This window comes from Bradyrhizobium iriomotense, assembly GCF_018130765.1.
In the GTDB taxonomy this organism is placed as follows: domain Bacteria; phylum Pseudomonadota; class Alphaproteobacteria; order Rhizobiales; family Xanthobacteraceae; genus Bradyrhizobium; species Bradyrhizobium iriomotense_A.
Map to the genome: position 1 here is coordinate 408,721 of NZ_JAFCJZ010000004.1, position 25,098 is coordinate 433,818.

The 25,098-nt window shown below is 59.1% G+C and carries 16 protein-coding genes; 9 read left to right on the plus strand and 7 right to left on the minus strand.

Annotated elements, in window-relative coordinates; all coding sequences use genetic code 11:
* Positions 1-68: 68 nt before the first annotated feature.
* Together JQ635_RS10605 and JQ635_RS10610 are read left to right on the plus strand one after the other, a co-directional pair.
* Positions 69-2,039, plus strand: a complete 1,971-nt coding sequence (locus JQ635_RS10605; RefSeq protein WP_211409788.1) for a DUF6538 domain-containing protein — start codon at positions 69-71, stop codon at positions 2,037-2,039.
* A 374-nt stretch (positions 2,040-2,413) separates the two neighbouring features.
* Positions 2,414-8,671: an HTH domain-containing protein gene (locus tag JQ635_RS10610; protein WP_211409789.1), complete on the plus strand. Its 6,258-nt coding sequence runs from the start codon at positions 2,414-2,416 to the stop codon at positions 8,669-8,671.
* Between the two features lie 286 nt (positions 8,672-8,957).
* Here JQ635_RS10610 and JQ635_RS10615 read toward each other — a convergent pair whose 3' ends face one another.
* From JQ635_RS10615 to JQ635_RS10645, 7 genes are all read right to left on the minus strand, one after another.
* On the minus strand, positions 8,958-10,232 hold the full coding sequence (locus tag JQ635_RS10615) for a DUF2130 domain-containing protein (RefSeq protein ID WP_211409870.1): 1,275 nt from the start codon (positions 10,230-10,232) through the stop codon (positions 8,958-8,960).
* 141 nt (positions 10,233-10,373) lie between these two features.
* On the minus strand, positions 10,374-11,945 hold the full coding sequence (locus JQ635_RS10620; RefSeq protein WP_211409790.1) for an AAA family ATPase: 1,572 nt from the start codon (positions 11,943-11,945) through the stop codon (positions 10,374-10,376).
* A complete protein-coding gene (locus tag JQ635_RS10625; protein ID WP_211409791.1) occupies positions 11,942-12,523 on the minus strand; it encodes a hypothetical protein in 582 nt (193 codons plus the stop codon). Before JQ635_RS10625 ends, JQ635_RS10620 begins: the two co-directional genes overlap by 4 nt.
* A gap of 10 nt (positions 12,524-12,533) precedes the next feature.
* The gene (locus JQ635_RS10630) at positions 12,534-13,478 is read right to left on the minus strand and encodes a hypothetical protein (RefSeq protein ID WP_211409792.1); all 945 of its coding nucleotides are present in this window, start codon (positions 13,476-13,478) and stop codon (positions 12,534-12,536) included.
* Between the two features lie 254 nt (positions 13,479-13,732).
* Positions 13,733-13,897 (minus strand): hypothetical protein, encoded by a 165-nt coding sequence (locus JQ635_RS10635; RefSeq protein WP_211409793.1) that lies wholly within the window; start codon positions 13,895-13,897, stop codon positions 13,733-13,735.
* A 403-nt stretch (positions 13,898-14,300) separates the two neighbouring features.
* The gene (locus JQ635_RS10640) at positions 14,301-15,107 is read right to left on the minus strand and encodes an enoyl-CoA hydratase/isomerase family protein (RefSeq protein WP_211409794.1); all 807 of its coding nucleotides are present in this window, start codon (positions 15,105-15,107) and stop codon (positions 14,301-14,303) included.
* A gap of 103 nt (positions 15,108-15,210) precedes the next feature.
* The gene (locus tag JQ635_RS10645) at positions 15,211-16,200 is read right to left on the minus strand and encodes a winged helix-turn-helix transcriptional regulator (RefSeq protein ID WP_211409795.1); all 990 of its coding nucleotides are present in this window, start codon (positions 16,198-16,200) and stop codon (positions 15,211-15,213) included.
* 115 nt (positions 16,201-16,315) lie between these two features.
* On the opposite strand from JQ635_RS10645, the gene JQ635_RS10650 reads away from it, so the two are divergent.
* The 7 genes from JQ635_RS10650 (at position 16,316) to JQ635_RS10680 (ending at position 25,088) form a co-directional block, all read left to right on the plus strand.
* Complete coding sequence (locus tag JQ635_RS10650) at positions 16,316-17,137, plus strand: enoyl-CoA hydratase/isomerase family protein (RefSeq protein WP_211409796.1); 822 nt, start codon at positions 16,316-16,318, stop codon at positions 17,135-17,137.
* A 181-nt stretch (positions 17,138-17,318) separates the two neighbouring features.
* Positions 17,319-18,965: a class I adenylate-forming enzyme family protein gene (locus JQ635_RS10655; RefSeq protein WP_246583446.1), complete on the plus strand. Its 1,647-nt coding sequence runs from the start codon at positions 17,319-17,321 to the stop codon at positions 18,963-18,965.
* 53 nt (positions 18,966-19,018) lie between these two features.
* Positions 19,019-20,236: an ABC transporter substrate-binding protein gene (locus tag JQ635_RS10660; protein ID WP_211409798.1), complete on the plus strand. Its 1,218-nt coding sequence runs from the start codon at positions 19,019-19,021 to the stop codon at positions 20,234-20,236.
* 55 nt (positions 20,237-20,291) lie between these two features.
* Entirely contained in the window at positions 20,292-21,536 is a 1,245-nt protein-coding gene (locus JQ635_RS10665; RefSeq protein WP_211409799.1) for an acyl-CoA dehydrogenase family protein, read from the plus strand.
* Positions 21,503-22,606, plus strand: a complete 1,104-nt coding sequence (locus JQ635_RS10670) for a phosphotransferase family protein (RefSeq protein ID WP_433996559.1) — start codon at positions 21,503-21,505, stop codon at positions 22,604-22,606. The genes JQ635_RS10665 and JQ635_RS10670 overlap by 34 nt, the downstream gene beginning before the upstream one ends.
* Positions 22,607-22,676: 70 nt before the next feature.
* Entirely contained in the window at positions 22,677-23,822 is a 1,146-nt protein-coding gene (locus JQ635_RS10675; protein WP_211409800.1) for an acyl-CoA dehydrogenase family protein, read from the plus strand.
* 333 nt (positions 23,823-24,155) lie between these two features.
* Positions 24,156-25,088, plus strand: coding sequence for a winged helix-turn-helix transcriptional regulator (locus JQ635_RS10680; RefSeq protein ID WP_211409872.1), 933 nt, complete (start codon positions 24,156-24,158; stop codon positions 25,086-25,088).
* The last annotated feature ends 10 nt before the right edge of the window (positions 25,089-25,098 follow it).

Consider the following 25,098-nt stretch of genomic DNA (forward strand, 5'->3'; position numbering starts at 1 on the left):
ACCGGCCTGGCTGGGGAGCTGCTGCACAGCTCTGGGACACACTGCTGCTGCACAGGGTGGTGTTCGCAATGGCTGTCCACATCTTTCGCCGGAGCGCCGTGTATTACTGGCGGCGCCGAGTGCCTCGCGCGCTTGCCAATCTTGTGGAACGTCCGCATCTTTTTCTCAGCCTGAAAACGACGAGCCGAACCGTGGCGCGTCGGCTGGCCTCTCAGCTTGACCTGATCCTGGAAGATGCCGCGATGCTCGCCGATAGCTTCGACCCGCACCTGTCAAAGTCTCAAATTGAGACAATGCTTCGCGGCGTCGTTGACAGGCAGCTCGTGAAGCTCGACCGGCTCGCGTATGCCGCCAAGAGCTCGTCTGATTTCGATCTCGAGCGCGATCGAATGGGCGACAAGCAGGCATTTTGGACCTTTGCGCTCTTGGATGCTCAAGGTGCAGCCGCGGTCGTACGTGATGAGGATCGCGTCCGGATGGCCGCAGGCGGACTTTCTGAGGCCGACATCGAGGCGGTGAAGCGCCATCTGACGATGCTCCGGCGCAACAATATGGTGCCGACGAACCCCCATATTCTCGATCATATGATCGGTGCCGTCGGCGCCCTCCCGACAGCGATGAACCTGGGGGTCGCGCAAGGAACCTACTTCCGCGGAATGAAGCTCGCCCTGGCCGAAATCGATCGGCGCTACGGAGGCAGGCGCATAGAGGATGTGGGCTTTGTGGATCGCATGCTCATGGCCGTGAACGATCCACCGCAGCAGGTTGTATCACCCGAGGCCGGCATCGACCTCCGGAGAAACGATCCACCGAAGGCCGTGGATCGTCCCGCCGCGGCGTCCCTGTCGATGACGGACTTCTCCACCTTCGCTGAAAATGTCATCCAACAAAACGCCAAGGATGGTCATTGGGACGAGAAAACTCAAAGGCAAGCCCGGAGCATCTCAAACCTATTCGTCAAGTTCATGCTGCAGGATCAGCTGGTCCAGGGACTAGATGAGCTTGATCAGCAACGCGTCGGCAAGTTCGTCGATTTCATGCGGTCAGAGGTCTACAAGCATTACGGCAAATCGCCGAAGGATGAGCATCGGACCATCGCCGAGCTGCGCGCCGACGCGTCGGCGCGCGATGCGAAGAGCCGCGGGATCGGCGGCGACACGCTCAATCGTCACCTCACCTTCCTTGGTCAGATTTTTCGGCACGCAGCTGCGCGTGGCGTTATTAGCCTAGAGAAGATCGATCTCGTCAAACTGCGCTCGAAGGGCAAGAAAAAGCGCGCACGCGACGAAAGAGCCAAGCTGCCCATCGAGAAGGCCGAGGCGATCTTCCGGACGCCTCCCTTCAACAATTGTGCGGCTTGGGATCGGCTGGCGGAATCCGGACCGGATACCCTGCGCCGGATATTCCATTGCGCTCTCTACTTCGTGCCGATCCTCATCTACTATACCGGCTGCCGCCGGGAGGAATTGTGCGGGTTGATGGTCGACGACGTCGTTCTAGACAACGGCCCGATCCCCTACATTCACATCGCCAAGAACAAGCGGCGGCGGATCAAGAATCCGCAATCCCAGCGCAATATCCCGCTCAATCCCGAAGTCTTGCGGCTGAAATTCGCGGAATACGTGAGGGCCATCAAGTCGCTCGGCTATGAACTGCTTTTCCCTGATCTTTATTCTCCCTCCAGCCGTTCCCCACTGGGTGATCGCTTCTACAAGGAGTTCAAGCCGATTTTGACGTCCGCTGGCGTGACGGAGGAGGGGCTTGGGTCGCACGCAGTGCGTCACTTGTTCGGCGCACAGCTCAAGAAGAAGTCCGTGGTGGAGGAGGATCGTGCCGATCTGCTCGGACACGGCGGTAAGAGCGAGACCAGCGAACGGTACTGCGAGCCGCACGAGATCGCGGCACTATACGAATTTGTGCAGAAGCTCCCGGTCGTAACGGCTCATTTAGAGCCTCATGAGGTGCAGCTGCTTCCCTGGGTAGCGGAGAAAAAAGTTGCGCCGTTCTCGCAACCCTCGCGGTCAAAGCAAAGGACCTGAATCGCCCCCGGGCCGTGAAATCTGCCCGAAGGGGCTCCTCTTGCGAGCAGGTAGCGGCTCGCCTTTTGCGCTATGGCGCTCTCCTTATCGCTCGCCCTTAGCCAAATTGTTGTGCAATCGCACTTCGGTGACCTTGAGGGTAAAGTCCGTTTGCCGATATTGTCAGTTGTACCGCGGGGATTTGACCATCGAGCGCCCTGGGGAGACTTCAGGAGCAGAACCGAACCTCGGGAAAACTTTAGCTGGCAATCCCGAGCAAAGCCCCGGCAGGGACAAGGTGTAGAGACTAGACGCGCGGTACCTACAGCGGACATCGCCAAGGTGAGGGGACAGTCCAGACCACGGCCCCCGAATGGGCGGCGGCGAAAGCCGAAGTGGTAGGAATATCCGCGGGCCGCAAGGCCTGTGCCGGTTCGAGTCCGGCCACCCGCACCAGTTTTGTAAAAAAATCTATTGAGGATGCGGTCAAGGAAGTCTGGCAAACCATGGCAGGAAGTACGCCGACCCACGTTCCTATCCCAAAAAATCACGCAGATTTTGAGCGCAAAGCGGTTGTCCTATTCCGTGAGATTTTAAAGGACCCCTCGGTGAAGCGCCTCGGGCGCGATGGCCAGGAACAATATGGCGTGGATCTGATCGGCTACCGCGATGAGAAGGTCAGCAAGATCGTCGGCATTCAGTGCAAAAAGAAAGCTCCGACCAGCACGCTGACTGCAGATGAAGTCCGCGCCGAGGTGAAGAAGGCTCTCAAGTATTCGCCGAAGCTAAAAGAATACATCATCATTACAACAGCTAAGAACGATACAGCGCTGGATCAGCTAGCCCAGAAACTTACACTTGATCAGGCCAAGAAGAAGCGGAACATCCGCATTGAGGTTTGGGGCTGGGGAACGCTCGAAGAACTGATCGACCAATATCCCAGTGCTCGGCAGGCATTCGATCCTGGGTGGAGCCCCTCACTCCAAGCATTCCAAACACAACTCGATAAAGTAGCCCAAGTTCAAAAGGGCCAACCGACCGCCGCTCAAGTTCAAGGCATTGCAGACCAAATTCAGCGGCAAACATCTGTTCAGGTTTACGCCCTGCCGCCTGATTTCGCGGAAAGCCAGCTCAAGGCCGAGCTGGAACGCGCAAATAAGAGACGCGGGTTTGGCGAGGCAAAGATTGCGCAGGAATTTGGCGAGATAGCCGCCCGCGTCACGGCTGGCAATTTGGTAGCCGCGCCTATTGCTCTACGCGCAGACGCGCTAGAGCGTGCAGCAAGGGCAAATCTGGCATCAGAGACTGTCGATAACGCGAAGCGTTTCCATGCTGAGGCACTAAAGCTCGGCGTGGGTGACACGTTGCTTTATGACGCCCTGTTGCCGGATGCGGAAGGCAATAGCGACGAAGCCCTAACGCGGCTGAGCAAACTCGACCGGCCTGAGGCGCGCGCCGCACGCTTCAATGTGATCGCTCGCCGCCAAGGCGTCGCCGAAGCGCTCTCATGGATGCGTCTCGAAGGTTACAGCATTCGTGATCTCGGGGCCGCAGGTTCAATCAATCTGCTATTACGCCGCGCTGAGGTAGGTGACCATCAGACAGCGCTCACCGAGGCGGAAGCCCTGTCAGCGGATTGGCTAGAGCAGTTTCCGGCGCTCAGAACCATTCGGGCAAATCTGCTGCTCGCAGCTGTACTTCCTAGTGATCAGCGAGGGGTACTGTTCCAAGGTCTACCGATTAACCCACGAATGCTGCAGTTTGCGAGCATCCCTCAAACGCAAGCGAATATTGCTAAGGCACGCTCAGAGCTTGAAGCTGCGCGATCAAGCATAAAGCCGCTGAATTTAACACTCTACAGCCCCTACCTCGATGAGCAGATCTTGTGGTTGCGTCTCGAAGATTCATCGACCGCCCAAGATGCAAAGCGGCAGATTGAGGAAGAGATCAAAGATCCCGACAAGACGCTGCGCAGGGTGCGACTGGCCCTCGCCTATAAAATCCCTTTCAATCGCGACGCGCTACAGCGTTCCTTGACTGCAAAGTATGAGCTGGGCCAAGCCACCGCTGATGACCAGTACACCCTGTTTCTGCTGGCTTGGTTCAGCCAAGACGTCAAAAAACTGGCCGAATACTTCGACAAGCATCACGCTGAAGTCTTTTCACGCCAAGATCTCTCCCTTGAGATCCTCGCGCACATTGAAGCTGAAGCACTAACCCGCATCGGCCGGTTTGAAGATGCCAAGGTACGAGTTAAAGAACATCGCAAGAAAGTCCTCAGCGAACAAGCGGCCACCACCATAGAGGCGCTGATCGCTTCTGTCGAAGAAGGCAACGAGACCGAACGCGTTCGCAACCTGTATGAGACCGACAAGGAACTCACGCACCTGCGACTGCTGGTGCTCAGCCTGTTCCGAGACAAGAATTTTGCAGAACTCACCAAATATGCGCCCATCCTGGTCAAAGAAGATAAGCGGGAGGAGGACTACGAACTCGCCCAGAAAGCCTTTTACGCTGAACGACAGTACAAGGAGATCATCGAACTGTCCGACCAATATCCGGAGCTTCATGCCAGAAAGGATGAATTTGCTTCGGTCAAAGGATGGGCGCTTTTCCATCTCGGCCGAGTTCTGGAGGCGCGTACTATCGCCCGGGAGCTAGTCGGCAAACGTCATGAGACGAACGATCGAGAGCTGGACATTAACACGGCTATGGAGACGGGAGATTGGGGGCATATCCAATCGATCGTCGCGCGCGAAGTATCGCGCATTGCGCAACTTGACCCAGTATCGCTCATAAGGCTCGCGCGCATGGCGTTTGAATGTGGCAGCCCCTACGTCGATCAATTTAGGGATGCCGCGATCGCTGCCGCACCGGACAAACCTGAACCTTATCTTGCCGCTTATCAACTTTCCGTCGACAGAGGCGACGAATACCAAGAATCACGCGCGCACGAGTGGTTTCAAAAAGCCGTTGAGCTCTCAGGACCGACCGGCCCAATCCAACACGTTAAGCTTCAAGAGATCGTCAACCGAACCCCCGGATGGAACGAGAGAGTTGAGAACGCCAACGACCTTTTAGCTCAAGCCCAAATTCCCCTCAATGTGGCCGCCCGCGTCGTCAACCGCCAGCCCATAGAGCTATATGTTGGCGTCGCAAAACGAAATCAACGAACCACAAATCCAAAACAGCAATTTCCCGTACTGGCCTTCTCCGGTGCGAGAGGCCCCAACGATCTAGACGGCCTGCGCAGGATCGCTCTCGACATCACGGCGCTCTACACGCTCGACTATTTGGGCCTACTGGGAAAGGTGATCGGCGCATTCGATCAAGTCCGCATTGCGCCATCTACCCTAAGTTCTCTTTTCATCGACAGGCAATTCATTCGCTTCCGTCAGCCGTCCGAGGTCGCCAAAGCTCGGCACATTAAGGACCTTATTGCGAAGAAGCGGCTCAAAATTCTCAAATCAGAGCGGATAAGCGTCGCCGAGAGCGTGTCCCTCGATATCGATCCGGACCTGCATCAGTTGCTAAATACCGCGCGGGAGAACAAGGCTATAGTCGTGCGTAGCGCACTGGTCTTCAAGCTTCGGTCACTCCTCGAAGAGAAGGTCGATATGAGCGCCTTCTCTGATTGCATCACCGACACTCTGGAGGTCTTGCATTATCTCAAAGGTAAAGTCACGAACGCTGTCGCGGAAGGAGCGAAAGTCTATCTAGCACAGGTGGATCAGGGCTGGCCATTTAAGTCAAAGCGAATAACTAAGCGATCCGTTCTGTATTTAGACCAACTCTCGGTCGTGTACCTTCACCATGTCGGTCTACTCGACGCACTCACTCAGGAGATCAAGAACGTATTCGTTCACGAAGAGGTTGAAAGCCATTGCGATTCGGTAATCCAAAGCTCCGAGGCCTCTGCCGACCTCTTATCCGCCGTGGAGCGTATTCGCTCGACACTCAACGCGTCCATCGAAGCACGCTCGGGTCTGAGTTTCACCGCCCGACGGCAGTTGCCTAGCGCGGTGGGCGACGAGGAACACAATGTTGGAGAGAAACTCCCCTCCGTCGACATTATGTCAGACCTGTCAGAGATAGACGCCGTTGTCTGCGATGACCGCTACCTTATTCATGAGGGGCGCTGGTCAGACGGAAAGCGGGCCGTGCCGTGCGTTACAACCCTTGACTTAATCCGCGCTCTTAACAGTCGAGGACAGCTGTCTGAGCCGCAGATCTACGAACACCATCATCGGCTGCGGGCGGCCGGTTACCACCCGGTGCCATTCAATCCCGAGGAGCTGAGACGCGAGCTAAATAGGGCGGAGAACGAGAGCGAGCATCTGGTGGAGACACCTGAGCTAACCGCCATACGCCGCAGCCTCACGATCGCATATGAAAATCAGGCATTTGTCGACACCGAAGTCCCATGGTTCAATCATTCACGGCAAGTGATCTACCAGGTTCTTCGTCAAGTCTGGAGTGACCGGCGATTTTCCGCAGGGACGATTGCGCGCGCGAACTGGCTCTTAACTCTCCTTCCAAATCCTCTCGCGTGGGTACGCCAGCCCGCGGACGAGCGAGCATGGGGCGCAGCGACACAGGTAGCGACAAACCATCTGGCGATGCTCGTAACAAGCCCATTCTCAAGAGTGGAGATGGAGCAGCGCTACGGTGTTTGGGTCGAAGAACGATTGCTCAAGCACTTCCGTTCAGCGCAGCCAGCTTTGTATCGTTCGTCGATCGAATTCATCGCTAAGTTCCTAAGAGAGCTTGTTGAAACGAAGGATGCCTATCCGGTCGACGTCAGGCGAGCGGTGGTTAGAAGACTGGTTTTAGCTGCTCATCCAGAGACTAAGAAAGACCTTCTCGAACTCGACGGATTTGCAGCTGCAGTTGGCATTCCGCTAAGGACCGCATTGACGCTAAACGGCGTTAAAGAGGTAGAACTGACGAGCTTTGTAAAGTGCGTTAGGAATGCATTAGCCGGGAAACGTTCCGCGCAATTGAGCCTCGCAGACGGATCACGTGCCACAGTCAAGACATCGATCGATCGTGCCGGCGTTCCGGTGATCGTCCTTGACGGTCTGAACTTGAGGTTTTCTGAGGCTAGCCTTCTCAGTACGTCTCAAAGCAAGCGATCAGCCACGTTAGCGCGGATGCTTAAGAACCATCCTTTGCTCCGCGACGAGGAGAAGGCTTGGCAGAAAGCCTTAAGAACTGGTCCACTCAAGGAGGAAGAGTTCGTCAAATTGGCCGCAGCCACGAGGGAGACGCCGGAGGCCTTCGCTGCGTCGCTCTCGAAACCGAAAAACCTAAATGGGGACAACATGGTCCCCCGTGACCGGCTCTACTTTGAGCGCCTGGTCGGACCAGTCCCGAGCGGTAGTACCTTGTCCGAGCATGCTCAGGGCCAGCATGCCTCGTTCCGTAGCTTCATGTTGGATAAAGGAGATGTCGGGTTGCGGCGGCTCGCCTTCGGGTGTCTGTCGGACGACGTAATGCCGTTGAGCGAGATGCCTCGCATATCGCTGACCCAAACTGAGTTGCTGCTTGGCGCCTTTGATCCATTTTCTTTGCTGTTCGGTTTTGAGATCTGCGTGGTGAGACATCGCGCCGGCGACAGGGCTGCAACGGCGATGGGACGACGCTTTTTAGAAAGGCTCTTCAAAGACCCCACTTGGCTTCATCGGCGATGTGAGGTTTTCTCGGCCTGCGCGGTCATATCGAGCACTCGGTTGAGATCTCTCGCAAACGAGCACAGCGCACCCCTCTATTGGTTCCGCTTGGCTGCGCTTGCCCACGCCGGTGTCCTTACGAACGCACTGTCCAATATCACAGACACAACGAAGTTCCTGAGGTGGGCGGTAGACGCATTTAGTGGCGCCTACACGTGGCATGCCGTCCCCGATTTGCGAGAAGAGCCTCGCTGGGATTCAGATTGGATCGGACCGGATTCGATCAGAGCCGAGATAGTTGGTCGATGCCTTAGAGCCCTTGGCCGGTTCGGCAAACGAAAGGCGCCTGCCTCTTGGACAAGTCTTATCGAAACCGCGCTCAACCAACTCGATCCAAAAATGTCAGCAATTTTCCCCGGCCCGCTCGATGGATTTCGGCTCCCTTCTTTGACACACCCCAGAGAAGCCGACATCCACAAGGTTCAGGAGCTTCTCAAACAGCGCGATTCATTCAAGCAAGCTCCGGGCCTTTTGATTATCGCATACGCAGGCGGGATCGATAGCAGCCACATTGATGAGATGATGCGATTGTTAGAAGGGTCGAACGAGGAGCTTGCCTCGCCTCGGACCGCTCGTTTGATACTCACGTGCTGCGCTTATGTCGCTTCCATGACGAGAAGTGCGACGCTAGCAGATGCGGTCATTACTCGATGCCTGCGCTTGGTAACAAACGCTTCCAAGTCCGAGCAGATACTTCCGTTGATGTTGTGCGCCATGAAGGCGTGCGCCGCCCACGAAGATCTCACCGCCTATTATCGCGAGATAGGCAAGGTGGCGACGAGGTTCGCTTATGCCACCTCAGGCGGCGAGGCCCTCGATGTCCGAGCTGTCATGGAAGCTCTGTGCGAGCGTGATCCCAGGATGCTAGCCGCCTTGGGCCGGGCGATGCTGCTGCTCGCAGGTTGCTCGTTTGTGGCGTGAAGCAAGCAGCACTCAAGAGCGCAGTGCTGCCTCATCGAGACGGGTCCTCTCACGCTGACGAATGGTTCCGAACACCTCCGCCATTTGTGCGCAGTTCCAGTATCCTGGAAGGCAGCGGCAGGCAAAACAGTGACAAGCGGAGCCGGGTTGCAGACCGGGAGGTGTGGTCGCAAGCAGAGTAGTTGGCGACAAACAAGGAAATGGAAAAGATGGTTCCAGTTGACCGACTGATAAGGTTTGGTCGCAAACCTTATCAGTGCTCAAACGAGCATATTAGCTCCCCTATCTACTCCGCCGCTTCACCCTTCGCTTCGATCATCAGTAGATCAAGACTCTCGATTTCCTGCATTGCCCGACCGGCAATGCCCTGGAGGTCGCCGTAGAGGCCAGCGGTGGAGTCGAGCACGCCGCGGAGCTGTTCTTCGCGCTTCGCCCAGAGCCGCATCATCGTCTTGCGCTCGCGGTCGAGGTCGGCCTGCATGTCGGTGAACTTCTCCACGATCGCATCGATGCGATGGCGGAAGCGCGGACCGGTCAGATAGCCGTACATCATCTCCATCTTGGTCTGCTGGCCTTCCTGAGCCTGACGGCTGCCGGCGAGGTCGATCAGCCCATGCCGGAGCACAATCGCCAGCGGAACGGCGAACCGGGGCTCCGCGACCCAGACATTGTCGACCAGTCCAAAGGTTTCGATATCCTTCGGCAACGCGCTGGAGACAATGAGGGCGACCTCCGCTTTGGCTGCGCGCTGGTCGCTCCGGAGCTTGGTCAGCCAGTCGTCACTCCAACGTTTGGTTCGCTTCGATTCCCAAAGGATCGTGCCGCAGGTCTGCCCACCAGGACCAAACACGCGATGGAGGACGTCGCCACCAAAATCGCCCTTCGGCACCGGCTCGATGAGGTCGCGCGGAAACTGATTCCGGAGCAGGGATTCCAGTTCGAGCTCCAGGGCTTCGCCTTGCAGCTGCTGTGAGCCCTGTTCGGCCCGGCGGCGGAGTTCCTCGATCTGCCGGTTCATGCCGGCGATCTGGGCTTCCTTCTCCGCAACCTTCGCCTTGAAGCCGTCCTCGGCCTCCAGCTTGGCCTTGTCGCGCACAGCGGCGAGTGCCTGCTGGACCTTCGTCTCGATCGTGAGCTCGACTTCGCGCTTGGCATCGTCGAGCTCGCGCTCCTTGCGGAGCATGTCCGCCTGGATCTTCTGGGCCGCGGCCAACTTCTCGTTGTTGGCTGCGAGCATTTGCTGCAAATCTGCCAGCTGCTGGTCGCGCACGCCGAGTTCATCGGCGATCGCCAGGCGTGCTCGCTTTGCTTCCGCTTCGACGATATTGGACCGCTCCGCCTTCAGCTTGGCGGCGACTTGCTCGTCAACGGTCTCGCGAGCTTTCGCGATTTCTTCGCTGGCCTGCTTGAGCAGCGCTTCGCGCCGGCCAAAGTCTGCTTCCTTGGCAGCAAGCTGCTGGTCGAACTTGCGGCGCGTTTCGGCGATCAGGGGGGCCGCGAGCGATTCTGTCAGCTTGATTTCGGTACGGCAGTTCGGGCAGACGATCTGGGGATCGGTCACGGTATCGGTCCTCTGAGGATTGCCCGCGATAGTACCGGGCGCGGGTGCGCCGTTTAAGCCCTGCGCTCGGGTTATCCCGCGCAATTGCGGCGGTCGAGGCAATAGTGGCCGTGCCCTTCCGGAGCCATGCTCGGCCATGTTTCAGTTCCTCGATGCGCGGACGTCGCGTTCGCGCAGGATGGCCTCGACGATGCGGCGCAGGCGGCGCACCGAGCCGCCGGGCCAGTGCTTCGCGACGGCTTCGCGCTCAACGCCGTCGAGCGGTGTCATCCAGCTCTGGTCGAGGCCGCGTTCCTTGGCGAGATCAACGATCACGGCCGGCAGCAGCGCGTCCAGGTCATTCGCGGTCGGCTTGGGAAAGGTCACGATGCGAAAACGGTCCCTGATTGGGCTTGGCAGCGGATCGAGACGGTTGGCGGTGGCGATGTACGACACCTGCGACAGATCAAGATTGGTCTGCAGTGCGGGGTCGGGGTAGCGGGCGCACGTTTCCGGCTCCAGAAAGCCCAGAAGCGTGTCCCAGAGCCGGCCATAGTCCGACCTGGTCGCCGCCTTCTCGATCTCATCGATCAGCACAAGTGGATTGGCGATGCGCCCTTGCGCAATGGCGAGGAAGGCATGACACGGTTCGGCCGAGTACCAGCGGCGATCCGTACCTCCAAAGACGGCGCCGTCCGAACGGCTACCGTCGGTGCGCCAAACGCTGACACCCAACACCTCGCCAAGGCGCCGGGCAAACCGGCTCTTGCCGCCGCCGGGCTCGCCGACAATCAGGAGGGGGCGCAAATGGACCGTGGTGCGCCCGACGAGATCGGCCAACGCAAAATCGATGACGTCGGCCGCGTACGGGAACTCGAACAGCAGAACATTGCGCGCCTCGTGGAGCGGCGGCACCTCGACGAGCGGCAAAGCAGTGTTAATGACGCCCTTCAGCGGTCCCAGGATTTCCTTGAGTTTGGTGTTCTTCATCTCCGTGTCCGACAGACGCGCCACCACGACATGATGGTCGGGAACGGATTCCGCAGGTTCGGCGGCCTGCTGCTGGACAGCTTCGGCCCGATCCTCAGCCGCCCGCTTCTTTCTGCGTTCTTCTTCTTCCTTGAGTTTGCTTCGTAGTGCCGCCTTGGCTGCCGAGATACGATGCTCTGCCATGCGGTGTCCGACCTGCGCGGCGTTCATTGCTGCAGAGAACTTTCCCGGCAGAAAATGCGCGCAGGCCGGCAGCGCGGCCCAGCCGTAGGTGAACCGCTCGAGATCGCAGCGGACCTGCTCTTCAACTCGTAACGAACTCACCTGAAATGCCTTGACCAGCGCTTTGGCGACTCTGCGATGCAATTCGAAGTGCTCGTCGCTACGCGGCGTGGGCAAGCTCACGAGCCGGATGCTATCGGCAAGGCTCCTGAGATTCGGCTCGTTCTGAGCAGCCGCGCGACGGTCGAGTTCAGCTGCGAGCGCCAGTCCGTTGGCCAGCGTTGGGACCGAAGCCCATGCGACATTGTGGGGTAGTCCCGGGCAAAGCTCGTTGATTTCCGCGATCAGCCGTTCCTGAACGTGATCGGCCCCGTCAACGGCGAGCATGGCATAACGCAGGAGCCTGGGTAGACCCTTGAGGCGTTCGTCCCAATCGGCCGAATCTGCAGCCGCGCCAGTCGAGACCGCGTCCTCCGCGGCCGGCAGGTCGAGGTCGTTGCTGTCGTCGCTCGTGGCGCTCATGCTCCGACCTCCTCGTGGCAGTCGCCCATGTCCAACAACAGGCTCGCGTTCAAGTCGGAGTTTTGGAGGACGCGGCCCGCTCCCTCGCGGGAATGGCTGGCGGCCCGCGTGCACCAGGATGCCGACAACTCGGTTGCGAAAGGATGGTCGAGTTCGATGCGGTGAAGGAGATTCGCAACGACTATGGCGGCCGTAGCGTCGCCGCCGAGGGCGCAGCGCAGCAGCGCCGTCATGGCGATGTCGACGGTGAGCGTCACCTCGTGGATGGGCAGCAGCGAGAGTGCGACCCCGACGGCCACGGCGGGATCACCGCGCAGCGCCGTAGCAACCTCGTCGTGGCGGTCCATCACGCAGATCGTGTCGAGAGTGTCGATCACCAGCAGGTGCTCGGCATCGCGGAGGAGGTTGGAGGGCAGGGTCCGCCACCACGCGAGCGGTGAGATATCCTGGGCGGTGAAAGGCCACCTGGAGGTGGCCGGCCTGGAGATCTTCCAGGCGGGATCAGCAGCATCGCCGGTCTGGACGGAGAGGCTGTGATGCAGGCGTTCGCGCGCCGGCATTTCCATATTGTTCGACATGATTGATCCCTCAGCCCGCGATCAAGATCGGCTCGGGATAGCGGGGATTGACCCACTTGCCGCTGCTGACGTGTGCACCTGTCACAACCTTCGCCGCGATGGCGGCAGAGGGAAAGCAGACGGCCACGCGGAGGCGCGCCCGGTCGTCGATGCCGGGGATGGTGGCCAACGCGTCGGCCGCGGCGAGTTCGGCCCGACGGGTGTGCAGGATCGGGTTGACGCTCTGGTTGACGAGGCTGCGCACCTCCGACCCGGCCGTCACCACGAAGCCGTCGCGGACCGGGTAGCCGCGCGCCCAGAGGTCGCCATAGGCGAGCTCGAGCTCACTACCGAGCGGGGGCAAGCCCGTCACGTCGATCTGCATCGGTCCGGTGTCTTCCGGCCCGATCGCCATATCGGCGTCGGCCGCTTCCGGCTTGCGGCGCTGGCTCGCAAAGTTACTGCGGAGTACGCGGCATCCAGCGTCGAACAGCAGGCGCTCGCCGTGCTCGACGAAGTGGTCGAGCGAGGCGCGCTTGTGGTTGGGGAGCTCCAGCACTTGCGGGTTCGTCCCCTTCATGATGTCGACCAAGCCGGCCTGCTCCGCGATTTGCGTCAGACGGAACTGCAGGTAGATGGCTGCCGTCTTGTCGAACCAGGCACGCTGGTACCCGGAGATGACGTAGACTTCGCGGGCGAAGGCCTTCGACGGATCGCAGGAATGCTCGCCGAGCCTGCGGCCTGCATTGCCGGTCTCACCGATATAGGCCGTCGCATGATCCGCAAGGATGTAGCAGGCCGGCACTGCGGCGAGAGTGAGCGAGATGTCTTTCACGATCGCGAACGGGAAGGCCGAGACGGTGAGGCGACCAACGTCGTCGTGGACCTCCCGAAGGCCGGCGATGCCGCCCATCGGACGGTGGATGTTGCTGGTGCAGGCGGGTTGCGCGGAGGTGTTGTTGAAGAAAAAGGACATTGTGTGTATCTCTCTGGGTTGAGAGATCACGAGGCCGACGTCGTTAAACCAGAACGGACCTTTGAGGCGTCACGCCTTCACAGCGGATCTTCGCAATGAAGGGTGTTTGGCATCATTGGCTCTTGGATTTTCGCCTTCCGGCTGCGGTGAGGGCAGATGCACTACATCTGCAAGCTCGGCCAGAGCGTAGGACGAAAACCGATCAGTCCATGCGGCGCATCTGCGTCACACGACGTCGGGCCTTGCGATCTCGGCTAGCCGTTGGACAGCCGGGTGATGAGGGCGGTCGTGTCGGTCGCGATGGACACCGGATTGGCGGTGAGCGCGCTGTCGACGTCGGTCAAATGGGACCGGACCTGAAACGCCAGAGAGGGGTGGGGCAGTGGCGCCGAATCGGCGCTATAGTCGTGCTTAGCCATGATCGATTTCCTTACAATCGGTTGTGGTTAGGTTGCCGTTCGGTGTTCCAGCACCGGGCGGCAACCGCAAATATGCTAATACGTGCGGCGAAAAGCCAGTCTTACCGCGATGAAATGGTTAATGCAGTGTCGGTATTCGGGATGCTCGTTTTTCGTCCGAAGGCTTTGCCCCAACCAGACCCGCAGTTCGTTGCGAGGAGGGGACGTCTTCGTCGCCGAGTTGCCACGCCCCAATCTGTAAAGGCTCGGACGGCTGATCTTTGTCGGCTGGTGTAAAGGTCGATGAGACGGTGGCCGACGTGACGGAAAACTACGTCATTTCCGCAATTTGAACTACTTGTGGTCGCGGCTAGAGCCTCGAATGATTCCTCGACCAGCGCGGCCGAGGAATCACGATAGCCGCTCAGAGCCCCTGGAATTGCGGCTTGCGCTTTTCGGTAAATGCTTGGATCGCTTCCTTGTGTGTAGGACTACGAAGAGTCAGGAATTCGTAGGCCATGGAGGCGTCGAGAATCGAGTGCGCCAGTTGCTGCAACCCGACATTCGCACACACTTTGCTCCAACGGATGGCGTCTCTGGGTCCCTCTGCAAGTCGCTGCGCCATCTCCTGTACGGCCCGGTCGAGATCAGCGCGTGGGACCACATGGTTGACCAAGCCCATGCGTTCTGCGTCAGGCGCTTTGATGCTGTCTCCGGTCATGAGAAATTCCTTCGCGCGGGCATATCCGATCAACTGGGGCCAGATGATCGCGCCGCCGTCGCCCGCCACCACGCCCGCCCTGACATGCGGGTCGCCGATAGTGGCGTCGTCTGCCATGTAGATGATGTCGCAGAAGAGGGCGATCGTAGCGCCCAGTCCCATGCATGGGCCGTTCACCTTCGCGATGATCGGCTGCTCGATGTCGAGCAGCGAATAGATGATCCGCTTCGCGCTCACCCGCGACAGGTAGCTGCCCGGACCCCCGTGGGCGTCGGCGTGCTCCTTCATCGCATGGAGATCGCCGCCGGCGCAGAACGCCTTTCCGGCTCCGGTTAGCACGACGACATCGGTCTCTTCGTCTTTCGCGACGTCGTAAAAGATGTCGGATAGCTCTTCGTGGAGCTCGTGATTCACGGCGTTGTACTGTGCCGGCCGATTGAACGTCAGCGTCAGGATGCGGTCCTCTCGCTGCGCTGTGATTTCGTGGTAGCGTGAATAATCGACGGTCATTTCATTTCCTCCTTGGTTTAGATAACGATATTATCTATTACGGCACGGCGGTACTTCTACTTGTCTGTGGCGCGAGCTCCCAACTCGATGCGGTTAGGCTGCGCTATCTTGCGCGGAAGGCCAGATCGTCAAAGGATGCGGGAGCTCCGCAAGATCCGCAGCAGAAGAGAGCGCGCAAGCGGTGGCCGCAAGGCTTATGCACCAGCTTCGTCAGGCTTTCGCCGCGCGCGAGCCAGCGCTCTCCCCAGGTAAGAAGTGCCAGCGGCACGCCATAAAGGTCATGCCCCTTCTCCGTGAGCCTGTACGCGAAACGCGTTCGTTGGTCGGAGATTGGGCTTGCGATGAGAACACCGAGGTGGACCAACCGTTCGAGGCGGTTTGACAGAATATTGGTAGCGATTCCGAGATGCTCCTCGAATTCGCTAAATCTCTTTGTGCCCAGGAAGCATTCGCGGATTACCAAAGAGCTCCAGCGGTCTCCGATCACGCGTAGCGTGTAAGCTATCGGACAGGTCCCGGAGCGATCGATGACGTCGAGATCAGGCATACGCTGCCGTTTGTGACCGATCAGATCCGCGGAAGCCCGGTGCATCGAAACAACACCGACGTCACGGGAGCGGACGGGTTCGCGGCAATGCGAGCAACGGAATTCGGCCACGAAAGGATGCCCACATCTCTCGTGAGACACGACCGTCCTGTGACGCGACCTCGCTTTTGTCTCCTGCCAGCGCAGCCCCCATCTCATTGCACTCAGAAGACATGAGGCGAAATCTCTTCCCATGTCTGTCAATCTATATTCGACTGGGGCGCCGCGGCCTTCGAGCATGTGTCTTTCGAATAGCCCTCCTTCTGACAGCATTCCCAGTCTCGCCGTGAGGACTTTCGGCGAGATAGCCAATCGCTCCTGGAATTCGCCGAACCTTGTGGCGCCGTCGAAAATCGCTTCGCGAAGAATCATCCACGACCAGGCGTCTCCTAAAAGTTCGCCCGTCCGGTAGATCGGATCAAAATGTGATGCGCCCTTCCCGCGTTTCATAATTCCGTATCGAACGGATTTTGATTCCGCACAAGGGGGATGCAACTCGTAGCCCACGAAGATTCCTCGCGAATATGCAGATGCGGCAACGCAGCGACGATTTACGCTTGCGTAAGGGAAGTAATCATGTATTCTTCCCTTATGCAAGCATGCATATGGAGGACCCCGTCAAATGGCATACGAGAAACTGACCTACGATCGTAAGGGCGAGATCACGACGATCACGCTCAACCGGCCCAAGGTTCACAACGCGCTCGACAAGCAGCTCTCGGCTGAACTGAACCAGGCGGTGCGCCAGGTCAGGGCGGACCGGGCCTGCCGCATCCTTCTCCTGAAGGGCGCTGGCGACACATTCTGCGCGGGTGACGACATCAAGGAGTTCAATCAGTGGGAGCCCGATGATGCGTACTGGCAGGTCGAGCTGTACCAGGAGACGGTCAACATCCTCGAGAACCTGACCCCGGTGACCATCGCTGCGGTCGACGGCGTCTGCACGGGCGGCGGCCTCGAGCTCACTCTGGTGTGCGACTTCGTGATCGCCACCGATCGGTCGCGCTGGGGCATGCCGGAGATCGACTGGGACATCACCCCGGGTTGGGGCGGCATTTCACGCATCAACCGCTTTGCCGGTCGCCGCAAGGCAAAAGAATGGAACATGATCGGTGCCCTCTTCAGCGCACAAACCGCGGAGCGGTATGATCTCGTGAATCGCCTGTGCGCGCCCGCCGAGCTCGACAAGGAGGTCGATGCTCTGGTGAAGGTCATGCTCGCCAAGAATCCTATCTCGCTCCGCCGCACCAAGTTCGCCCTGAACAAGAGCGCCGACATGACCGTCGACCAGGCACTGTCACTTGAGCGCCCGATCCAACCGCATCCCTTCTTGAAGCCCGTGACCGGCGTGCCGAAGGACTCGACCGCGGGTATCTCCGACTTCACCACGAAGGAAGGTCGCGAGAAGCGCCGGCGCCTCTCGAAGGACTTTTGGCAGAACTAGTCTTCCAGCGCTCCCGGAAGCCAAGCGCTTCCGGGAGCGAACGCCGCAGAACAACAGCTGCAACACGGCAGCGGATATCACCGGGTGGAATCAATCGATGGTCGCGCAAGGAGCTAGTATCGCATTTCCAAGTCGTTCGGACGTCGACCGGTTGCTGACCGGGCCCGGGGGGCCGTTCGAGATGCACAGCATCGGAATCGGTCCAACGTCGGCGAGGGTTTACAAGAGTACTCCCCCGCATCTTGGTGCCGTGTTTGAGCGCGGGCAGTCATGGCCCGATCGAGAATACCTGGTCTATGACGGTGAGCGACTGACGTTCGGTCGTCATCGTCAGATGGTCAGGCGGCTCGCTCAAGAACTACTAGGATCGTATGGCTTGAAGAAGGGCGATCGAATCGCGATAGCCATGCGTAACCTTCCGGAGTGGTCCGTCGCCTTTTGGGCGGCGGTGACAATCGGTGCGATTGCGGTGCCCCTGAACGCCTGGTGGACCGGTGTCGAACTGAGCTATGGACTCGACGACTGCGGCGCGCGGGTCGTGATCCTCGATGCGGAGCGATATAGCCGTCTTCGGACTTTCATTCCAAAGAATAAGATCAGCGCCATTATCGTCGCGCGTGGTGCCGAAACCACGCCAGAGGTGCGAACGTTCGCGTCGATCGTGGATCGGAACGACGATGCCGAAGCCGATTGGCCGAGCGCGGTCGATATCCACCCGGATGATCCCGCAACAATTTTCTATACATCGGGAACTACGGGACGCGCCAAAGGCGCACTCAGCTCGCATCGTGCCGTCTGCACGTTCTTGAGCAACGTTTCAATCGCTCGCGCCCGCACCGTTCTTCGCGAGGGAGCGACGTTACAGCAGCTTTCCCAGATGTCGGCAGGGCAATCCACTGCTCTTCTTGCCGTCCCACTCTTTCACGTGATCGGCTGCTACGCGCACCTAGTTGCTGCGATGGCAAGCGGCGGAAAGATCGTTCTCATGTACAAGTGGGATGCGAACCAGGCGCTTGAGCTCGTGGAAAGAGAGAAGGTCAACAGCTTCACCGGAGTACCGACAATCGTCCTGCAGGCCTTGGCCAGCGCGCAACAATCGGGACGCGATCTCTCCAGCTTGCAGGCGATCGGATTTAGTGGCGCGCCGGCTCCTCCTGAACTTCCCTCCCAGATTGGTAACGTCCTTCCCCGGTCCATTCCCGGGAACGGATACGGCTTGACCGAGTCTTCAGGTCTTATCAGTGCGGTGTGGGGGCGTGACTACCTCAGCCATCCAGGCAGCGTTGGGTATCCGCTCCCAGCCGTTGACGTGAAGGTGGTGGATCCCGAGTCAAGCCAGACGGTTGCGACTGGGCAGGTTGGAGAGATCTGGGTCAGCAGCGCGGGTGTGATCCAAGGTTATTGGAATAACCCGGAAGCGTCGGCGGCGGCGATTACGGAGGGGTGGCTGAAGACGGGAGACCTCGGTCGGTTCGACACAGACGGCTTCCTCTACATCGTCGATCGTACCAAGGACATCATCATCCGGGGCGGTGAGAACGTCTATTCGATAGAGATCGAGCATTCGCTCCTATCCCACCCGGACGTCCTTGAAGCCGCTGTCATCGGGCTGTCTCACCCCGAGCTAGGCGAAGAAGTCGCCGCCGTCGTCCAGGTCCGCTCCGATGCTCGTACAACCGAAGAAGACCTGATCTCGTATGCGCTTGAGAATCTGGCCCGCTTCAAGGTGCCGAGCAAAATCCAGATTAGGAGGCAGCCGCTTCCAAGAAACGCGGCAGGGAAGGTTCTCAAAGGCGAACTTCGAGACGACTTGTCCAGCTCGAAATGAGAGCGGCTAGCTCGGTTCATGATCCAACCGTGGCAAAGATAAGGGGGAGCGCAATGTTCGCATCAAAGTCAGCTGCAGCAATTTCGGGATTGCTGGTAGCCATGATTGGAAGCGCCCACGCTGAGAAGTTGTATGGGCCCGGAGTCAGCGATACCGAAATCAAGGTCGGCAATACGATGCCGTACAGCGGCCCGGCATCCTCGCTCAGCACCATAGGAAAGACGCTCGACGCGTACTTCAAGATGATCAACGCGAAGGGGGGCGTGAACGGCCGCAGGATCCAGTTCGTCAGCCGCGACGATGCGTTCTCGCCGCCAAAGACGGTCGAGCAGACGCGCAAGTTGGTGGAGGACGACGGGGTTTCCCTGATCTTCGGAACCATTGGCACCGCGCCCAACACCGCGACCCAGAAATATCTGAACACCAATAAGGTGCCTCAACTGTTCATCGGGTCTTCCGCGGAGAGGTGGAACGATCCTGCTCATTTTCCATGGACGATGGCTCTCTCATGGCAACCGAATTACGCCGATGAAGCGAAAATCCATCTGCGCTATTTCAGGGGCAAATATCCCAATGGCAGGGTCGCAATCCTCTATCAGAACGACGATACCGGTAAGGAGTTCATGAAGGGAGTAAAGGAGGCTCTGGGCAACGACGAGTCTGCCGTCGTAGCTCTGGCCCTTCCGTTCGATCTGCAGTACCCGACGATCGATTCCGAGATCGCACGCCTCGCCGCGACGAAGGCGGATGCCTTCATGATCTATAGCGTTACACCGCGCGCCTGTGCACAGGCGATCCGAGCAGCCTACACCGTCGGATGGCGTCCAGAGCTGCGCTTTCTCTCCGGTAGTTGTCCGAATATCGAAGCCGTGCTGAGGCCCGCCGGCTTGGAAAAAGCGGAAGGCCTGGTCACGATGCTTTCGGTCAAGCTGGTCACGCCGGCGACCCAGTCTGCCCCCGATGTCGCCGAGTTCATCTCCTTCATGAAGGAATATGTGCCTGACGTCGGGCAGAGCGACTCTTACGCCATCTACGCCTACCTGCTTGGCAACGCGCTCCGAGAGGTGCTGACGCGCTGTGGGGACGACCTGACGCGAGAAAGCATCATGAAGCAGGCCTCCAATTTGAAGGGCGTTCGCTTGCCGCTGCTGCTGCCAGGCATCAGCATCAATACGAGCCCATCGGACTATAGGCCGATCCGCGATGCTTATCTCGCGCGGTTCGACGGAACGGAATGGGTCGTCTTCGGAAACGCGCTGCGCGGAGACTGAGGGACACCGCCAGCGTGAGCTGCCGGCTGCGACTTGGCATGAAAGGATCAAGAGAATGGATTTCACTTTGAGCGAACAGCAGCGACTCTGGCGCGATCGGATCGTCGGGTTCATGGAGCAACACATCTACCCGTCCGTCCCGGCCTACGAATCTCAAATCGCGGGTTTCGGTTCCGATCGTTGGCGCGTCGTTCCGATCGTTGAAGAGCTTAAGCAAAGAGCCAGATCGCAAGGTCTTTGGAATCTGTTCCTTCCCCCGTCCGATCATCATGATACAGACGAATTTAAGGGCGCCGGACTCTCGAACCTCGAATACGCGTTATGTGCCGAGGAGTTGGGCAAGGTCTTCTTCGCCTCCGAAGTCTTCAACTGCTCGGCGCCCGATACCGGCAATATGGAGGTGCTTCACCGCTACGGGACCAAGGAGCAAAAGGAGCGGTGGTTGCGACCGCTCATGCGAGGTGAGATCCGATCAGCCTTTTTGATGACGGAGCCGGCGGTAGCCTCGTCGGACGCCACCAACATCGAAACCTCCATAAAGCGAGATGGCGACCACTACGTCATCAATGGAAGGAAGTGGTGGTCATCCGGTGCTGGAGATCCCCGCTGCAAGATTGCGATCGTGATGGGCAAGACTGCGACAACGGGTCCGACCCATCAGCAGCAGTCTCAGATCCTGGTTCCGCTCGACACCCCGGGCGTCAACATCGAGAGGATGCTTCCGGTGTTTGGATATGACGATGCGCCCCACGGCCACGCACAAATCCTGCTCGACAACGTGCGTGTCCCGGCTGCCAATCTTCTGCTCGGTGAGGGAAGGGGATTCGAGATCGCGCAGGGACGCCTTGGGCCGGGCCGCATCCATCATTGCATGCGCACGATCGGCGTCGCTGAAGCTGCGCTGGAAAAGATGGCGACGCGGCTGCTGAATCGCACGGCGTTCGGGAAGAAGCTGTCGGAGCAGTCGATCTGGGAACAGCGAGTCGCGGAAGCTCGTATCGACATCGAGATGGCGCGTTTGCTTTGCCTCAAGGCGGCGGACCTGATGGACAGGGTCGGCAACAAGGAGGCGAAGCTGGAGATCGCAATGATCAAGGTTGCTGCTCCCCGGATTGCCTTGCGAGTGATTGACGATGCCATTCAGGCGCACGGCGCTGCTGGCGTAAGCGAAGATTTCGGCCTTGCACGCGAATACGCCTTGATGAGGATCATGCGCCTGGCCGACGGCCCTGACGAGGTTCATAACCGCCAGATCGCGCATATGGAATTCAAGAAGCGCCTCGGGGGAAAAAAGTCGTGACGCCGAGGAGCCGTATCGAGGATCAACTCACGCCAACCACTACCGCGGAAGGTGGCTCCCGGACTGTCGGACCACGGCTGCTCGTCTGGTTGAAGACGAACATCCCGGATCTGGCGGAGCCGATCACGGTCTCTCAACTCGATGGTGGTCAATCGAACCCCACCTACAGGATCCAAAGTCCCTCCGGTGCTTACGCGCTGAGAAGGAAACCTTTGGGAAAACTGCTGCCCTCCGCTCATGCGATCGATCGCGAGTATAGGGTGATGTCGGCCCTCCACGGAACCGGATTTCCTGTCCCGCGGCCCATCGTCTTTTGCGATGATGATGAGGTCATTGGCTCCGCCTTCTACGTGATGGAGTGGATCGATGGTCGGCACTATTGGGATGGTACGCTCCCGCAGGTGAGTGCACGAGAGAGGCGCGCCATCTACCGGGCCGAGGTATCAACCCTAGCACACCTCCACATGATCGATCCGGAGACAATTGGTTTGTCGACCTACGGCAAGCCAGGCAACTATTTCTCGCGTCAGATCGACCGCTGGTCCAAGCAGTACCGAGCCTCGGAAACGCGGCGGATCGATCCTATGGAGAGGCTGATAGGCTGGCTTCCCGCGACGGTGCCGCCACAGGAGCGGGTGTCGATCGTGCATGGCGATTACCGCCTCGACAATCTGATCTTCTCCAACAACGACACGCAAGTCGCCGCTGTACTGGACTGGGAGCTTTCCACCCTCGGCGATCCCTTGGCTGACTTCACCTATTTCCTGTCTCACTGGGTCATTCCTCCGGATGGAAGAAGCGGGCTGGCAGGGCTGGACCTCGAGGCGCTGGGCATTCCGGAGATCGAGGAGATGGTCGCGCTCTATGCAGAGCAGACGCAGAGGCGGAGCCTATCGGACCTGAATTGGTACTTCGCCTACAATCTCTATCGCATTGCCTGCATTGGGCAGGGCGTGATCGGACGCGTACGTGACGGCACGGCTGCGCATCCACTCGCAGCCGAAATCGAGTCGAGGATCGAGCCCTTGGCGCGAACCGCGTGGTCCTTCGCCGAGCGGGCGGGTGCCTGATCCAGCAGCTGCCGTAACTTGAATGCGGCTTCTGCGGGAGCCCCTTCATCATCCAAGTTAAGAGGAACAAATGCCCTATCGCTCGCCATGGATGACGCAGGATATCGATGCCTTCAGGGATCATTTCCAGAAATTTCTGAGGAGCAGCCTGTTGCCCGCCTCTTCTCGATGGCGGAAGGAGAAGATGATGGACCGCTCCGCTTGGCGCGCGCTTGGCGAGATCGGGGCGTTGCTGCCGAGTGTTCCGGAAGCCTATGGTGGAGCCGGAGCGACATTCGCGTTTGATGCGGCGGTGTTTGAAGACCTTGCCGCGGTCGTGCCTGAGGCGTTGGCGGGCGTGAGCGTCAGCAGCGGTATCGTCGCTCACTACATCCTGAACTACGGCTCGGAAGAGCAGAAGCGACGCTGGCTGCCCGGCATGGCGCGCGGTGAGCTCATCGGCGCCATCGCCATGACCGAGCCCGGGACCGGATCCGATCTGCAGAGCGTCCGCACCCAGGCCCGGCTCGAAGGAGACCATTACGTCGTGAACGGTCAAAAGACCTTCATTACCAACGGGCAGTGCGCGGACCTCGTGATTGTTGTCGCGCGGACGGGCGGGCCTGGAGCGACTGGAATTTCTCTGATCGTCCTGGAGACGAAAGATGCGAGCGGTTTCCGCCGGGGGCGCAATCTCGACAAGATCGGTCTCCATGCGTCCGACACATCTGAGCTCTTCTTTGAAGATGCGATCGTTCCGAAGGAGAACCTGCTTGGCTCGGAGGAGGGCCAGGGCTTCGCTCAGCTCATGCACCAACTGCCTCGAGAGCGGCTATTGATCGCAATCGCCTCTGTGGCGGCGATGGAGAGAGCGGTGGCTCTTACCGCCGAATATACCAAGGAGCGGAAGGCATTCGGCAAGCCGATCCTGGAGTTTCAGAACACGAGCTTCGTATTGGCCGAGAGAAAGACTGAGGCCACAATAGCGAGAATCTTCGTCGACTGGTGCGTTGAACGTCTGATCCAAGGCGAACTGGATGCAACGACCGCATCGATGGCAAAGTGGTGGTGCTCCGAGAAGGAGGTCCAGACCGCTGACGAATGCCTCCAGCTGCACGGTGGGTACGGCTACATGGAGGAGTACCCGATCTCGCGCATGTTCGTGGACTCGCGAATTCAGAAGATCTATGGCGGCACCAACGAAATCATGAAAATGCTCATCGCTCGCTCCCTCTAAGCCGAGAGGCGAGCGAGCCGCCGATATCCCCGCGCACGGGGCCCAGTTCGCGGGGACGGGACCGGGCTGGACTAGCGCGGGCTGGCATTCTGCAGTTGTGAACTGGCATTCAGTGGTCTAGTTGTCTTCCGAGCAACAAGTCCGCATGTTCTGGTCATTCGATGCGCTTGCTTTGACGACCAGAGACGCACCAGTCCGATTTTGCAGCGCCGGAGCAATTATTTGGCTCGCACGAACCCCGTCAGCAGCCCAAGCGCGCGAAAGACCCGGTCCGCCAGCAAACCCAAGGGAACATCCGAACTTCGGGAGCGGAAATGCTCGGTTGCGCGCACAGTGGTCATCCTGTCGGACGCGTGGACCTTCCTGGTAATCCGAGAGGCATTTTTCGGAGCCCATCGTTTCGAAGAATTCCGCTCGATGCTGCAGATACCGAGAGCGACCTTGACCGATCGGCTGCAGCGCCTGGTGTCGGAGGGAATCTTCAAGCGGATCGAGTATTCCGAGACGTCAAGCTGGGTCGAATACCGCCTGACCCGGTCGGGCATCGATCTCTACCCGACGTTCATGGCTCTCATGCAGTTCGGGGACAAATGGCTCTCCGAGAACCAGGGCGTGCCCCTGCAATTGGTGCATGCCGATTGCGGCAAGGTGAGCAAGCCGTTCGTTGCCTGCTCCCATTGCCTGAATAAGGTGACGGCCCGCCACGTCACTTATCGCGATGGCCCCGGGGCGGGGCTCGTCAGCGTCGAACCATCCAAACGCTCGCGACGGTCGTCAGACGATGAGCAGTTCAATCGGGGTCGGCCAAGCTCGGTTTCGCGTGCTCTGCAGGTCATCGGGGACCGGTGGAGCTTCCTGGTAATTCGGGAGGCGTTCTTCGGGGCGCGGCGGTTCGACAAACTGCAGTCTGAGCTAGGTATCGCCCCGAACATCCTGTCCGATCGACTCACACGGCTCGTCGAGCGCGGAATCTTCATGAAGAGGATGTACCAAAGCGGGCCGGATCGCTTCGAGTACCTTTTGACGCCAATGGGCTTCGATCTTTATGGCCCCCTGATCATCATGATGGCATGGGGCGACAAGTGGAGATCCAACGGGAAGGTGCCGCTGATTCTAACCCACATCGATTGCGGTCACGATTTCACGCCGACCGTGATATGCGACGAATGCAAGAACCCTGTACAGGCGCACGCGATGCAATATCGCATGCGTTACAACCCGGATCGCTATGGCGGCAAAAAAAGCAGCCGGGCGTTGCCCGGCTGAAGTTTGGGAG

Coding starts and splice junctions, on each gene's coding strand:
- JQ635_RS10605 (WP_211409788.1), top strand. CDS start 69: ATGGCTGTCCACATCTTTCGCCGGAGCGCCGTGTATTACTGGCGGCGC.
- JQ635_RS10620 (WP_211409790.1), bottom strand. CDS start 11,945: ATGAGCGCCACGAGCGACGACAGCAACGACCTCGACCTGCCGGCCGCG.
- JQ635_RS10625 (WP_211409791.1), bottom strand. CDS start 12,523: ATGTCGAACAATATGGAAATGCCGGCGCGCGAACGCCTGCATCACAGC.
- JQ635_RS10630 (WP_211409792.1), bottom strand. CDS start 13,478: ATGTCCTTTTTCTTCAACAACACCTCCGCGCAACCCGCCTGCACCAGC.
- JQ635_RS10635 (WP_211409793.1), bottom strand. CDS start 13,897: ATGGCTAAGCACGACTATAGCGCCGATTCGGCGCCACTGCCCCACCCC.
- JQ635_RS10640 (WP_211409794.1), bottom strand. CDS start 15,107: ATGACCGTCGATTATTCACGCTACCACGAAATCACAGCGCAGCGAGAG.
- JQ635_RS10650 (WP_211409796.1), top strand. CDS start 16,316: ATGGCATACGAGAAACTGACCTACGATCGTAAGGGCGAGATCACGACG.
- JQ635_RS10655 (WP_246583446.1), top strand. CDS start 17,319: ATGCACAGCATCGGAATCGGTCCAACGTCGGCGAGGGTTTACAAGAGT.
- JQ635_RS10660 (WP_211409798.1), top strand. CDS start 19,019: ATGTTCGCATCAAAGTCAGCTGCAGCAATTTCGGGATTGCTGGTAGCC.
- JQ635_RS10665 (WP_211409799.1), top strand. CDS start 20,292: ATGGATTTCACTTTGAGCGAACAGCAGCGACTCTGGCGCGATCGGATC.
- JQ635_RS10675 (WP_211409800.1), top strand. CDS start 22,677: ATGCCCTATCGCTCGCCATGGATGACGCAGGATATCGATGCCTTCAGG.